The 14,250-nt window shown below is 66.5% G+C and carries 12 protein-coding genes; 5 read left to right on the top strand and 7 right to left on the bottom strand.

The annotated features are described in order from the left end of the window. Positions 1-220: 220 nt before the first annotated feature. Entirely contained in the window at positions 221-1,321 is a 1,101-nt protein-coding gene (locus tag ACZK4H_RS04135) for an OmpA family protein (protein ID WP_005412354.1), read from the bottom strand. 357 nt (positions 1,322-1,678) lie between these two features. Between ACZK4H_RS04135 and ACZK4H_RS04130 the strand changes: the two genes are divergently transcribed. The 5 genes from ACZK4H_RS04130 (at position 1,679) to ACZK4H_RS04110 (ending at position 7,373) form a co-directional block, all read left to right on the top strand. Then, on the top strand, positions 1,679-2,698 hold the full coding sequence (locus tag ACZK4H_RS04130) for a zinc-binding alcohol dehydrogenase family protein (RefSeq protein WP_099551217.1): 1,020 nt from the start codon (positions 1,679-1,681) through the stop codon (positions 2,696-2,698). A gap of 185 nt (positions 2,699-2,883) precedes the next feature. Next, entirely contained in the window at positions 2,884-3,516 is a 633-nt protein-coding gene (gene yczE / locus ACZK4H_RS04125) for a membrane protein YczE (RefSeq protein WP_099551218.1), read from the top strand. 373 nt (positions 3,517-3,889) lie between these two features. Beyond that, positions 3,890-5,920, top strand: coding sequence for an NADPH-dependent 2,4-dienoyl-CoA reductase (locus ACZK4H_RS04120; protein ID WP_099551219.1), 2,031 nt, complete (start codon positions 3,890-3,892; stop codon positions 5,918-5,920). Positions 5,921-6,218: 298 nt separating this feature from the next. Beyond that, on the top strand, positions 6,219-6,677 hold the full coding sequence (locus tag ACZK4H_RS04115) for a cell wall hydrolase (protein WP_004154513.1): 459 nt from the start codon (positions 6,219-6,221) through the stop codon (positions 6,675-6,677). Positions 6,678-6,761: 84 nt separating this feature from the next. After that, positions 6,762-7,373: a glutathione S-transferase N-terminal domain-containing protein gene (locus ACZK4H_RS04110; protein WP_099551220.1), complete on the top strand. Its 612-nt coding sequence runs from the start codon at positions 6,762-6,764 to the stop codon at positions 7,371-7,373. A 67-nt stretch (positions 7,374-7,440) separates the two neighbouring features. Here ACZK4H_RS04110 and ACZK4H_RS04105 read toward each other — a convergent pair whose 3' ends face one another. The 6 genes from ACZK4H_RS04105 to ACZK4H_RS04080 all read right to left on the bottom strand — a co-directional run bounded on the left by ACZK4H_RS04105 (position 7,441) and on the right by ACZK4H_RS04080 (position 14,153). Further along, positions 7,441-8,496, bottom strand: a complete 1,056-nt coding sequence (locus ACZK4H_RS04105; RefSeq protein ID WP_099551221.1) for a suppressor of fused domain protein — start codon at positions 8,494-8,496, stop codon at positions 7,441-7,443. A gap of 46 nt (positions 8,497-8,542) precedes the next feature. Beyond that, positions 8,543-9,046, bottom strand: a complete 504-nt coding sequence (locus ACZK4H_RS04100; protein WP_099551222.1) for a hypothetical protein — start codon at positions 9,044-9,046, stop codon at positions 8,543-8,545. Positions 9,047-9,261: 215 nt separating this feature from the next. After that, positions 9,262-11,142 carry a propionate--CoA ligase gene (gene prpE, locus ACZK4H_RS04095; protein ID WP_099603849.1) on the bottom strand — a complete coding sequence of 627 codons (1,881 nt, stop codon included), beginning with the start codon at positions 11,140-11,142 and terminating at the stop codon, positions 9,262-9,264. 670 nt (positions 11,143-11,812) lie between these two features. Further along, complete coding sequence (locus tag ACZK4H_RS04090; protein ID WP_099551224.1) at positions 11,813-12,427, bottom strand: RluA family pseudouridine synthase; 615 nt, start codon at positions 12,425-12,427, stop codon at positions 11,813-11,815. 129 nt (positions 12,428-12,556) lie between these two features. Then, entirely contained in the window at positions 12,557-13,543 is a 987-nt protein-coding gene (locus tag ACZK4H_RS04085; protein ID WP_004153634.1) for a malate dehydrogenase, read from the bottom strand. Between the two features lie 118 nt (positions 13,544-13,661). Next, positions 13,662-14,153 carry a peptidylprolyl isomerase gene (locus tag ACZK4H_RS04080; protein WP_005408225.1) on the bottom strand — a complete coding sequence of 164 codons (492 nt, stop codon included), beginning with the start codon at positions 14,151-14,153 and terminating at the stop codon, positions 13,662-13,664. Between the last annotated feature and the right edge of the window lie 97 nt (positions 14,154-14,250).

Raw genomic sequence — 14,250 nt, 5'->3', positions numbered from 1 at the left:
GAGGAGCATCCACGAAAGGAAGTGACGCGGCGAGTTTAGCAATGCCGCGACAGCTTTCAAGCGCCACTTTCAATGAATACGGCAACTCATTGGTTTTACGAACAAAAACCCGACGAACGGTTGTTCCCGGATCAACAGATGCCTGGATTCCGGACCTCAGAAACAACAAGACCCGGCCGAAGCCGGGTCCTGCTGTGTCTTGCGGGCAGAGCGTCAGAACTTAGTTCTGGACGTTCAGCTCGGTACGACGGTTCTTGGCGCGACCTTCCGGGTTGTCCGAACCATCCGGGTTGGTGTTCGGAGCAATCGGACGGCTCTCGCCGTAGCCGATCGGGCCGACCAGGCGACCGGCGTCAACGCCGTTCTTGGTCAGGTAGTTGTACACGGCGGTAGCACGACGCTCCGACAGCTTCTGGTTGTAAGCGTCGGTACCCTTCGAGTCGGTGTGACCGGCGACTTCAACGCGCAGATCCGGGTAACGCTTCAGGATCTCGGTGGCTTCGCTCAGGATCGCCACGGCGTCCGGACGCAGGTTCGACTTGTCGAAGTCGAAGTTGACGCCCTTCAGGTCGATGGAGACCGGCACCGGGCAACCGTCCGGACCGATGGTCTGACCCGGCTGCGAGTTCGGGCACTTGTCGTCGCAGTTGTTGACGCCGTCACCGTCGTCATCCAGGTCGGCGCAGCTCGGGGCAACCGGAGCCGGGGCCGGAGCAGCCGCGACCGGAGCCGGGCCCAGCGGGATCACGACGCCGACCGAAGCCAGCACGTCGCCGAACCAGCTTTCATCGTTGCCGGCACGCTTCGGGTTCACGCTCTGGTCGTCGAAATCAGCGCGGTAGGCGACTTCGGCGCGGACAGCAACGCGCTTCTCGAAGGTGGTCTGCAGACCGACGCCGACCTTGGCGGCAAAGTTGCCGTCCTTGCGGTCAGCCAGGCCACCGCCGATCGGGTTGTACTCTTCTTCCGACTTCTGGTAGCCCAGGCCGGCCAGCAGGTACGGGTTCCAGCCGCGGCCTTCCTTGATGAAGTGGCGACGCAGGTCCAGCGAGACGCCGTACTGCGACCAGTTCATGTCCTTGTTGGCGTCGAAGTTCGGGTTCTGGTAGTTCAGCTCACCGTCCAGCGACCAGTTCGGGCTGATGAACTTGCCCAGGCCAAGGGTGACGAACGGAGCGTCATTGGTCAGGCGGTCGCTGTCCTGGAAGTTGAAGCCGGCCGAACCGGTCAGGTACCAGCGGTCATCGAACTCCTGCGCGGACGCAGCCTGGGCAAAAGCCAGACCACCCAGCAGCGCGGCAGTAAGGATCTTCTTGTTCATTGAGTACAGCTCCTATTTCGGGGGTATGAAACCGGTAGAGGCATGGGCCAGCACTAGTGCGTCGATGTTCGACAGCCGATTCAGCACGCCACCGCCGCGAACATTATGCTCAGGCGGGTGAAGGTCATGTTAACAGTCCCGTAACATGTGAAGTGTTGTGCCCGACCCTCCACCGGTCCGACGTTGAAACCCTATACAGGATGATGAAAATCCGCAAGACCCTCACGCTGCAAGGGTTTGACGGGGTTTAGGTGCGGAATACGACATATTGCTCAACAGGTTGCTCCACGCGATTCAGCGCATCTGCTGAAACGTGAGGAACTCTATGATGGAGCCACGAACCCAGCCGGAGCCGAGATGAAAGCCGTCGCCCTGAGTCGTGAATCCGCCCCCGCCCTCTGCGATATCCACCTGCCCCCGCCGCTGCCTCCGGGTGGCCGCGACCTGTTGATCCGGGTCGAGGCCGTCTCGGTAAACCCGGTCGACGGCAAGCAGCGGGCGGCCACCGATCCGGCCACGCTCGACGCACCCCGCGTACTCGGCTGGGACGCCGCCGGCGTGGTCGAAGCGATCGGCGAGGACGCCAGCCTGTTCGCGTCCGGCGACGAGGTCTACTACGCCGGTGATGTCACCCGCCCGGGCTGCAATGCGCAGTTCCATCTTGTGGACGAACGCCTGGTAGCGCGCAAGCCGACCACGCTCGACTTCGCCGAAGCGGCCGCACTGCCATTGACCACGCTCACCGCGTGGGAACTGCTGTTCCAGCGCATGCCATTGCAGCTGGATGATCGCCGCCATGCCGGCCAGCACCTGCTGGTCATCGGCGGAGCAGGCGGCGTTGGATCGATGGCGATCCAGTTGGGCCGGCACGCCGGATTCGAGGTGATCGCCACCGCCTCGCGTGAGTCGTCGATCGACTGGTGCCGGCAGATGGGTGCCCAGCATGTGATCGACCACCGGCAGCCGCTGCTGCCCCAGCTGCAGGCATTGGGCATCGACGCAGTACAGGTCGCCCTCAACCTGGCCGACACCGACCAGTACTGGGATGCGTTGGGCCAGCTGCTGGCGCCACAGGGCCATGTCGGCCTCATCGTCGAACCACGCGGCGCGCTGCGCATCGGTGATCCCTACAAGGCAAAGTGCATCAGCATCCACTGGGAGTTCATGTTCGCGCGTTCGCGCTTCGCCACTGCGGACCGCATCGAACAGCACCGCATCCTCAGCCGCGCGGCCAGCATGATCGATGCTGGCCAGCTGCGCGGCACCCTCAGCGAGACGCTGGGCACGATCAATGCGGCGAATCTGGACATCGCGCATCAGCGCCTGGCCAGCGGACGCACGGTGGGCAAGCTGGCGCTGGCGGGCTGGGGCGATTGAGCCAGGCTGGAACGCCGATGTAGAGCCGAGCCCATGCTCGGCTGACGGGGCCAGGCAAAGCAGCCGAGCATGGGCTCGGCTACGGATTCTGCCTGTGGCGGCGGATTGGCCCGCATCTGTATCTATGGCGGCGGATGAATCGGGAATACGGTGGAAACAGATCCCCCCTCTCCCCGAGCGCCGCCATGCCCACCGCCCTGCCCCTGCGTCTGCTGCAACTGATCATCGGCCTGTTCCTGTACGGCTTCGGCGCCTCGCTGATGATCCGTGCAGCGATCGGCGTGGCTCCCTGGGACGTGTTGTCGCAGGGCATCGCCGCACAGACACCGCTGTCGTTCGGCCTGGCCACCAATGTGATCGGCGCGCTGGTGCTGCTGCTCTGGTGGCCATTGCGACAGAAGCCGGGCATCGGCACCGTGCTCAACGTGATGTTGATCGGCCCGTCCGCGCAGTTCGGTCTGTGGCTGCTCCCCCCGGCGGTCGGCCTTGGCTGGCAGCTGGCGATGTTCTGCGCCGGCATGCTGCTGGTCGCCCTGGCCACCGGCCTTTACATCGGCGCCAGGCTGGGGCCCGGCCCGCGCGACGGCCTGATGACCGGCCTGCACGCCCGCACCGGCTGGCCGATCTGGAAGGTACGCAGCCTGATCGAGGGCAGCGTGCTGCTGCTGGGCTGGTGGCTCGGCGGCAATGTCGGTGTCGGCACCCTCGCCTTCGCCCTGCTGATCGGCCCCCTGTGCGGGGTAACGCTGGGCTGGTTCGGGATTGGCCGGCCGCTGCCGGTAGTGCCGGCCGCTGGCCGGCAACCGCAGTCGCCCTGAGCTGACTGGAATGCCGGCCAGCGGCCGGCACTACCGCCCCCGGAGTTCGGGGGCAGCGCCGCAGGCGCGGGGGTTGGAGGCCGGTAAGTGGGGCCCGCGGTTCGCGCAGCGAAATGCGGGAGCGACAGCACGCATGTGCCGAGCGTACCCGGCCAGTGGCCGGCACTACCGCCCCCGGAGTTCGGGGGCAGCGCCGCAGGCGCGGGGGTTGGAGGCCGGTAAGTGGGGCCCGCGGTTCGCGCAGCGAAATGCGGGAGCGACAGCACGCATGTGCCGAGCGTACCCGGCCAGCGGCCGGCACTACCCCCGCGCCCCTTGCCCCGGCCGCCGTTTCCCGGCACGCTTCGCGCTTCCGTACGCAAGCGTATCGACCATGTCGCCAGCCAACGAAAGCGCCTATCCCCACCTGTTCGCCCCGCTGGACCTGGGCTTCACCCAGCTGCGCAATCGCGTGCTGATGGGTTCGATGCACACCGGCCTGGAAGATCGCGCCCGCGACTTCCCGCGCCTGGCCGCCTATTTCGCCGAGCGCGCCGAGGGCGGTGTCGGCCTGATCGTCACCGGCGGCTTCGCACCGAACGTGGTGGGCTGGTTGAAGCCGTTCGGCGGCAAGCTGTCCTGGCCCTGGGAAGTGCGCCCGCACCGGCAGCTCACCGCCGCCGCACACCAGCATGGCGCGAAGATCTGCCTGCAGCTGCTGCATGCCGGCCGCTATGCCTACCACCCCCTGTCGGTGGCACCGTCGAAGCTGAAGGCGCCGATCAACCCGTTCACCCCGCGTGCGTTGTCGGCCAGCGGCGTCGAGCGGCATATCGCCGACTACGCACGCAGCGCAAAGCTGGCCCGCGAAGCCGGCTACGACGGCGTCGAAGTGATGGGCTCGGAGGGCTACCTCATCAACGAGTTCATCGCCCCGCGCACCAACAAGCGCTCCGACCGCTGGGGTGGCGACGCCAACCAGCGCATGCGTTTTGCGGTCGAGATCGTGCGCCGCATCCGCGAAGCCTGCGGGCCCGACTTCATCATCATCTACCGCCTGTCGCTGGTGGACCTGGTGGAAGACGGCAGCAACTGGGAAGAGATCGTGCAGCAGGCCCAGGCCATCGAGGCCGCCGGCGCGACGATCATCAATTCCGGCATCGGCTGGCACGAGGCGCGTATCCCGACCATCGCCACCTCGGTGCCGCGCGCGGCCTTTGCCGGTGTCACCGCCAAGCTCAAGCCGCATGTGAAGGTGCCGCTGGTGGCAACCAACCGCATCAACATGCCCGAGGTCGCCGAGCGCATCCTGGCCGATGGCGGCGCCGACATGGTGTCGCTGGCGCGCCCGCTGCTGGCCGACCCGCAGTGGCCGAACAAGGCGCGCGCCGGCCGCCCCGAGGCGATCAACACCTGCATCGCCTGCAACCAGGCCTGCCTGGACCACGTATTCGAGAACAAGCTGGCCAGCTGCCTGGTCAATCCGCGTGCCGCACACGAGACCGAGCTGGTCTACCGTCCAGCTGCCACGCCGAAAAAGGTCGCAGTGGTCGGCGCCGGCCCTGCCGGCCTGGCCTGCGCCACGGTGGCCGCCGAGCGCGGCCACCAGGTCACCCTGTTCGATGCCAACGACGAAATCGGCGGCCAGTTCAACGTGGCCAAGCGCATCCCCGGCAAGGAAGAGTTCCACGAGACCCTGCGTTACTTCCGCCACAAGCTGGCTGAAACCGGCGTGCAGGTGCGCCTTGGCACGCGAGCCGATGCAGCCAGCCTGGCTGGCTTCGACGAGGTGGTGCTGGCAACCGGCATCACCCCGCGCAAGGTCGACTTCCCCGGCGCCGACCACGCCAAGGTGGTCAGCTACCTGGACGTTCTCCTGGGCCGGGTCACGGTGGGCGCCAATGCGGCGATCATCGGCGCCGGCGGCATCGGCTTCGATGTCGGCGAGTTCCTCAGCCACGCCGGTGAGTCTCCCTCGCTGGACCCGCAGCGCTGGATGGCCGAATGGGGCGTCGATGCCAGCTTCGAATCACGTGGCTCCCTGGCCCGGGCGCAGGCCGAGGCCTCGCCGCGCCGGCTGTGGCTGCTGCAGCGCAGCCCGGGCAAGCCCGGTGCGCGGCTGGGCAAGACCACCGGCTGGATCCATCGCGCAACGCTGAAGGCCAAGGGCGTGCGCATGCTCGGCGGCGTCGAGTACCTGGGCGTGGACGACGAGGGCCTGCGCATCCGTGTTGAAGGCAGCGAACAGCTGCTGCCGGTCGATCAGGTGGTGATCTGCGCCGGGCAGGAACCGAACCGCGCATTGCAGGCCGAACTGCAGGCCGCCGGCATCAACGCGCAGCTGATCGGCGGTGCCGATGTAGCCGCCGAACTGGATGCGAAGCGGGCGATCGACCAGGGCAGCCGGGTCGCCGCCGCGCTCTGATGAGCGCCTGAATGGGGGGCGGAATGTGATTTCCGTCACCCCGCCCGAACCTGAATGTCAAGCCGGGTGGTTCACGATGCGTTCGGCTATCCCCCCCTACCTTGCGCCATCTTCCGCTCACCAGCCAGTTTCCGGTGAGCCGGTGCGGCCCCCTCGATCGGTACTGATCGTTTCTTTTGGGGCCGCCCACGGGGCGGCCCCGATGGCCGCCTCCCCATGACGCCAAGTCGTACCCCGCGTCCTGTCGCCCCCCGCGACCGGAGGTGGAGAGTGCGGCCCATACGGAGCAAGGAGTTATATGAAACTGGCCTGGATTCTCTGGCTGTCGCAGTTGTTGCCGCAGCCGGCCGCTGATTCATTGTGTTTGAGCACCACCGTTTACCTGGAAGCCCGCGACCAGACCCTGCGCGGCCAGCAGGCCGTTGCCGAGGTCGCCCTGCGCCGTCTCGACAGCGGCCTGTGGGGCGACTCGATGTGCCAGGTGGTCACCGCGCGCAAGCAGTTCGCACCGACGATCGTCTCCCCCGGCACCCAGCTGGGCAATGACGCTGCCTGGAGCGAGGCGATGAACGTAGCCTTCGACGCCGAGCGCAACTGGGCGCTGCCGGCCGGCGAGCGCCGCGAGATCGTGCCCGGTGCCAGCCACTTCGCCGCGTTGTCCATCGCCAGCCCGAACTGGCGCAACGCCTACCAGGTGGCCACCATCGGCGATCACACCTTCTATAAGGTGCAGAACCTCAAGCCGCGGCAGTCGTAACAATCCGTGCTGGCGGCAGCGTTGCCGCCCGCCGGCAGGCTCTGGGATAGTGGGCGTTTCCCGCCCGCATCACCTGGAGTTCCCATGAAGCTGTACAGCAAGCCCGGTGCCTGTTCCACCGCTGACCACATCGCCCTGCAGTGGACCGGCCAGTCGTTCGAGGTCGAACTGCTGAACAAGGACACCCTGAAGGGCCCGGAATTCCTCAAGATCAATCCGGCCGGCGCCGTACCCGCGCTGGTCGACGGCGACTTCGTGCTGCTGCAGAACGCCGCGATCATGGGCTATATCGCCGACACCTACCCGCAGGCCGGCCTCGGCGGTGACGGCAGCCCGCGACAGCGCGCCGAAGCCACCCGCTGGCTGGCCTTCGTCAATTCCGACGTGCATCCGGCCTTCTCGCCGCTGTTCGCACCGGGCAAGTTCATCGCCGACGAAAGCCAGTTCGATGCGATCCGTGCCGCCGCGCACAAGCGCCTGCGCAGCCTGTTCGAGACCGCCGACAAGCAGCTTGCCGACAAGCCGTGGCTGGCCGGCTTCCGCAGCTTCGCCGACCCGTACTTCTACATCACCCTGCGCTGGGCTGCCGGCACCAAGGTCGACCTGTCCGGCCTGGACAACCTGGCCGCCTACAAGGCACGCATGGACGCCGATGCCGGCGTGCAGGCCGTGCTGAAGGCCGAGGGCCTGGCCTGAGGATGACCCGGGGTCGGATCCGTCTGCACAACAGGCGGCTCCGACCCCATCGGTTTCATCGGTGCAGTCAACCGATCTGGCGGATCACTTCACCGTTGGCGTCGCGCAGGTAGGTCGGCACCACCTCGATACGCAGCGTTCCCGCCACCGGGTAGATGCCACGTTCGGCACGCACGCCAGCCAGGGTCTCCAGACCCGTCTCGTCCAACGCCCAGCGCGCGCTGTCGGCCGACACGTCGCCCACCTCACCACGCCCGGCTGGAATGAACTCCCACTGCCGCTCGCGGCTGGCCAGTTCCAGCGACTTTCCGTGGCGCAGGCGCAGCGGCAGCAGTTCGCAGACGCTCGCGACCTGGCCCGCGCCGAGCACCAGTGTGGTGACGCCAGCCTCCTGCCTCCAGTCCAACGTCTCGATGAACAGCATGCCGGTGCTGGAGCCCTCGCGCTCGCTGCCGGCCTGCACCTGGGCTGCCAGTGCCGGATCGTCCAACAGGTTGCGGCGGTGCAGATCACTGATCCACAGCGGCATCGCCGGCTGCAGCGCCTGCAGCACGCCGCGCGTCGACCAGCGCTTGACCGCCTCCATCTCTTCGTCGGTCAGCCCGACCAGCTGCAGGAACTGCAGGTGGCCATTGGCGGTGTCGCGCGCCGGCAACTGCGGATCGGCAATGAAGGCCAGGTGGCACAGGCGCGTGCCGGTCTCCAGCGCGATCGGACCGTTGGCATTCAGATGGTGACCATCCTCGAACACGTTGCCGCTGCCAAACACGTAGCGCGCCAGGTTCTGCAGCAGGTTCATCGGCCACACCGGCGGCGTGCTGCCGGCGTGCTCACCGGCTTCGGCAGCGAGGCGGAAGGTCAGCTCGAAACCATAACCGCTGGCGGCGGCATCGCTGCTCTCCTTGGTGTACAGCTCGGAGAAGCCGTAGGTGATGTAGTGCCAATGCGGTACCGGCGCATCCACCCAGTACACGCTGATGCCATCCAGCGGATCCCGGCCACCGAGCGTGTAAGGCAGTGCGGTGCCGAAATGACGCGGCTCCTGCCCGGCATACAGGGGCGCCAGCGCCGCATTGATCGCATCCCAGCCGGGGGTATCGGTGTCGTCGTGGTCGTCCTGCACGCGGGACTCCTTGTGGGGAAGTGAACCGATCACTTTACGTGGTGATTCAGGCCTGCACGACCTCATTGCCAGCGCTCACCACGGCCGCCTGGGTTTCCTGCCACCAGCGCTGCGCCAGCGCCGGGCTGCGCGCCTTTCCCACCGCGGCCAGCAGCTCCGGGCACAGGCGCTCCAACGCCAGTGCATCGGTGCAGCGTTCAATCTTCAACTGCATGAAATAGCCCTTCAGGCCGAGGTGGCGTCGCACCGCCTCGCTCATCGCGTCGTACAACTGCTGGTACAACGCCGGATCCTGTTCGCGGCCGGTGCTGATGCCACGTACCGGTGCCACCTCGGCATTGCCACCGACCACTTCGATCAGGCCCTGCGCTTCCAGCTGCTCCAGCGCATCGGCCGGCGCGCGCAGGCCCTCGAACAGGCCGCGCAGTTCAGTGTCATCGCGATGGCCGTCGACCATCAGCAGGATCGAACGCAGTGCCGCCGGCAGGCGCCGGCCACGGTCTTCGATTTCCTGACGGCCAGCGGCCGTCTTGGCGTGCAGCAATGCCATTGCATCCCCCTCCCTTGATGCGCCATGCCAGCGTGCCCTGGTGGGCACGCTCCCCTGTGTGCCATCCCCAAGCGGCACGCGCGTTCCCCGGCGCGCGCCGCGTGTTGCAGGTCAATGACAGGCCGAGCTTAGCGCATGTACCGCGGGTAGTGCCGGCCGCTGGCCGGCAACCTCCGGATTGACGGGATTGCCGGCCAGCGGCCGGCACTCTCGGGTCAGCGCCCCAGCGCCCGGCGGATCTCCTCCAGCGCACTGGGATCATCCAGCGTCGACAGGTCGCCCGGGTCGCGCTGTTCGGCCAGCGCCTGCAGCGAGCGCCGCAGCAACTTGCCCGAACGGGTCTTGGGCAGTGCGTTGACCACATGCACGTGCGCCGGGCGCGCGACCGCGCCGAGCGAGGTGGTCACCGTGGCCATCATCTCCGCCACCACCGGTTCCGGGTCCTCACCGTTGAGCCCCTGCTTGAGGGTAACGAACACCAGCGGCACCTGCCCCTTCAGCTCGTCCTTGACCCCGATCACCGCCGCCTCGGCCACGCGCGGATGGCTGGAAATGGCTTCCTCGATCTCACGCGTACCGAGGCGATGCCCGGCCACGTTGATCACATCATCGGTGCGCCCCAGGATGAAGGTATAGCCATCGTCGTCGCGGATCGCCCAGTCCAGCGAGCTGTACAACAGTTCCTTGAAGTGGCTGAAGTAGCTCTGCAGGAAGCGGCTGTCATCATTCCACACGGTGCTCATGCAACCCGGCGGCAACGGTGGCGACACCACCAGTACGCCCTTCTGCCCCGGCGCGACCTCCTCGCCGGTGTTCTCGTCGATCACCTTCATCCGGTAACCGAGATTGGGGAAGCCGGGCGAACCGAAGCGCACCGGCTTCATTTCCAGGCCTGGCAGCAGGGTCAGCGCCGGCCAGCCGGTTTCGGTCTGCCAATAGTTGTCGATGATCGGCTTGCCCAGCGCTTCGCTGATCCAGTGCGCGGTGGGTTCGTCCAGTGGCTCGCCGGCCAGGAACAGGTACTTCAGCGCGCCCAGGTCATGGCGATGGATGAAGTCCGCGTCGTGCTTCTTCAGCACGCGGATGGCGGTCGGCGAAGAGAACATCGTACGCACGTTGTACTGCTCGCACAGCGCCCACCAGATGCCCGGGTCCGGATTGGTCGGCAGCCCTTCGTACAGCAGCGAGGTGCAGCCACCAATCAGCGGGCCGTAGACGTTGTAGGAATGGCCGACGGCCCAGCCGACATCGGAGGTGGAAAACATCACCTGCCCCGGCTTGCAGTCGAACACGGTCTCCATCGACTGCGCCATCGCCACCGCATAGCCACCGACATCACGCTGCACACCCTTCGGCTTGCCGGTGGTGCCGGAGGTATACAGCAGGTAACTCGGCTCGCTCGCTTCCAGCCACTGCACCGGTACATCGACCTCACCGATCTGCGCGCGCAGCGTGGCGTACTCCACGTCACGGCCCGGCACGCGCGGTTCGGCCGCGTCCAGTCCGCGCGACACGATCAGCACGTGCGGCGGCGGCGAGGCCGCTTCGGCGCAGGCGGCGTCGACCATGGGCTTGTAGGCAATCAGCTTGCCACCGCGCATGCCGGCATCGGCAGCGATCAGCAGCTTGGGCCTGGCGTCGTCGATGCGCAGCGCCAGGTTGTGCGCGGCGAAGCCACCGAACACCACCGAGTGCACCGCACCGATGCGCGCGCAGGCCAGCATGGCGAACACGGCCTCGGCCATGTTCGGCATGTAGATCACCACGCGGTCGCCGTGGCCGACACCGAGGTGCTTGAGCACCGCGGCGAAGTCGTTCACTTCGCGGTACAGCTGGCGATAGGTGATCTCGCGTGTGCTGTTGGTCTCGGTGGAGATGGCGACCAGCGCGAGCTGGTCGGCGCGCTCGGCCAGGTGGCGGTCGACGGCGTTGTAGCAGAGATTGGTTTCGCCGCCGACGAACCAGCGCCGGAACGGCGGGTTGCTGTAGTCGAGCACCTGCTGCGGCGGTTTATGCCAATGGATGCGCTTGGCTTCCTCGCCCCAGAAGGCCTCCGGCTCGTCGATCGAGCGACGGTAGGTTTCCTCGTAGTTCATGACGCAGCCCTCCCAGACAAAGTCATGGGTTCGAGGATAGTCCGGCGCTGGCGCGCGGGCCGCCCTACCTTGGTAGGGGGTGGGTTTTTCATGCAGGGCTGCGCCCTGCACCTGCAGAGGCCGAAGCCGAAGCCGAAGCAACAGCAGAAGCTGGCTTACTGGGGGATGGCGGGGTGGGTCCGGTGGCGGGAGACGCCGTAAACCCGTCCATGGGGGCTTGGCCGCGGCATCCATGCCGCGGACACTCCCGCAACCGGACCCACCCCGCCTTCGACAGATTCCGCGATCTGTCGGAACGGCATATTGTTCTGGTCGGTGTCGACCTTGGTCGACTGCTCTGGTAGGTGTCGACCTTGGTCGACACGGTAGATCCACGCCATGCGTGGATGATTCATTCGATATCTGAAAGAAAAATCGTGTCGACCAAGGTCGACACCTACCAACAGCTGCGCGGAACAACGGCCAGCGTTACCAACAGCCGAGTGAACCTGTCGAAGGTGGGGCGGTGTCGGAGTGCGGGGCGTCAGCCGCATGGATGCGGCTGCCAAGCCTACAGGGACGTACTTGCGGCGTCCCCGCACTCCGACACCGTCCCGCCAACTCACGTATAGCCCGCTTTTGACGTTGACGTTGATTCTGCGGGTGCAGGGCTGCAAGCCCTGCCGAACCCCTAGAACGGAGTCGCGGACTCGAACGCGAGCGCCTCGCCCGTCAGCGGGTGGGTGAACCGCAGGTTGCGCGCATGCAGATGCACACGCTGCGCCGGTGCGGCGCCATACAGCACGTCACCGACGATGGGATGGCCAAGACTGGCCATGTGCAGGCGCAGCTGATGGCTGCGGCCAGTGATCGGTTCCAACGCCACCCGGGTGTGCTGCGCCTCAACATCACGGGCCAGTACGCGCCAGCGGGTCAACGCCGGCTTGCCACGCTCATGGTCGACCATCTGCTTCGGCCGGTTCGGCCAGTCCACGATCAACGGCAGGTCCACTTCGCCGGCATCGCCTTCCATCACGCCCTGCACCACGGCTTCATAGCACTTGCCAACCTGGCGCTGCTCGAACTGCATCGACAACGCCGCCTGCATGTCCTTGCCACGCGCATGCAGTAGCAGCCCGGAGGTCACCTGGTCCAGGCGGTGCACGGTCAAGGCATCCGGGTACAGCGCCTGCAGGCGCGCGACCACGCAATCCTGGTTCTCGGCGCTGCGGCCAGGCACGGACAGCAGGCCGGCCGGCTTCTCGGCCACCAGCAGCGCGTCGTCGATGTAATGCAGGTGGATCATGCGGTTCCAGGAATTCCAAATGAAAACGGGGAAGCCGAAGCCTCCCCGTTTTCTGCGGTGAGCATACCGACCAACGGTCGGTACCCACCATCGCGGTGGAGGTACCGGCCGTGGCCGGTACCGCCTGCATCAGCCCAGCAGGTGGGCGACGCCGGCGCGCTCTTCTTCCAGCTCGGCCAGGGTCTTGTCGATGTACTTCTGGCTGAAGTCGTCGATCGGCAGATCCTTGACCAGGGTGTACTTGCCGTTCTCGGTGGTCACCGCGAAGCCGAAGATCACGCCTTCCGGAATGCCGTAGGAACCGTCGGACGGCACGCCCATGGTGACCCACTTGCCGTTGCTGCCCAGCACCCAGTCACGCACGTGGTCGATCGCTGCGTTGGCGGCCGAAGCAGCCGAGGACGAGCCACGGGCTTCGATGATCGCCGCGCCGCGCTTGCCGACGGTCGGGATGAAGGTGTTGGCGTTCCACTCCTGGTCGTTGATCGCATCAGCGATCGACGCACCATCGGCGGTGGCGAAACGGTAGTCCGGGTACATGGTCGGGCTGTGGTTGCCCCACACGACCAGCTTCTCCATGCCACCGACCGGCTTGCCGAGCTTGGTCGACAGCTGGCTCAGCGCGCGGTTGTGGTCCAGGCGCAGCATGGCGGTGAAGTTTTCCGGCTTCAGGTCCGGCGCCGACTTCATGGCGATGTAGGCATTGGTGTTGGCCGGGTTGCCGACCACCAGCACCTTCACGTCACGGCTGGCGACCTTGTTCAGCGCCGCGCCCTGGGCGGTGAAGATCTTGGCGTTTTCCAGCAGCAGGTCCTTGCGCTCCATGCCCGGGCCACGCGGACGTGCGCCAACCAGCAGGGCGATGTCGGCGTCCTTGAACGCGACTTCGGCGTCATCGGTGCCGACCATGCCGGCCAGCAGCGGGAAGGCGCAGTCTTCCAGCTCCATCATCACGCCCTTCAGGGCGGCCTGGGCCTTGTCGACCGGCAGTTCCAGCAGCTGCAGGATGACCGGCTGGTCCTTGCCCAGCATTTCGCCGGAGGCGATGCGGAACAGCAGGGCATAACCGATCTGGCCGGCGGCGCCGGTCACGGCAACACGAACGGGTGCTTTCATGGGGGTTTCCTCTTGCTTGCAAGCGTTTGATGGGACGCCGCGGGCGGAGCCACGCAGGCCTGGCGGGCGGCGGGGAACAGGGAAACGGCCACCCGTGGGTGGCCGTTTCGAAGGGGGATCAGGCGGCGAGGTGCTTGTTCCACTCGGCGACGCGGTCGGCCTGGGCGGCCAGCACGGCGTCGACGTCGCCTTCCAGGGTGATCGAATGGATCACGTCACCCTGCTTGACCGAATCGACGATGGCCTGGCCTTCCAGGACCTTGCCGAAGACGGTGTGGCGGCCGTCCAGCCAGTCGGTCTTGATGTGGGTGATGAAGAACTGGCTGCCGTTGGTGTTCGGGCCGGCGTTGGCCATCGACAGCGAGCCGACCTCGTGCTTCACGCCATTCTTCTCGTCTTCAAACTTGTAGCCCGGGCCACCGGTGCCACGACCCTGCGGGCAGCCGCCCTGGATCATGAAGTCGGCGATCACGCGGTGGAAGATCAGGCCGTCATAGAAGCCGTGCTTGACCAGGTTCACGAAGTTGGCCACGGTCAGCGGCGCCTTGTCGGCGAACAGCTCGACCTTGATCGGGCCCTGGGTGGTGTCGAAAGTGGCGATGAGGGACATGAAGATCCTTGATGCAGAGGGGAACGCGTCTAGCCACCTAGTTTACACCTGCCTCGTGGCGGCGGCGGCTTCGACCATCGGTGAAGAACCCGGCTTC

The organism is Stenotrophomonas sp. 78350_Sma, assembly GCF_056482105.1.
This window is presented reverse-complemented; position numbering and strand designations above follow the sequence as displayed.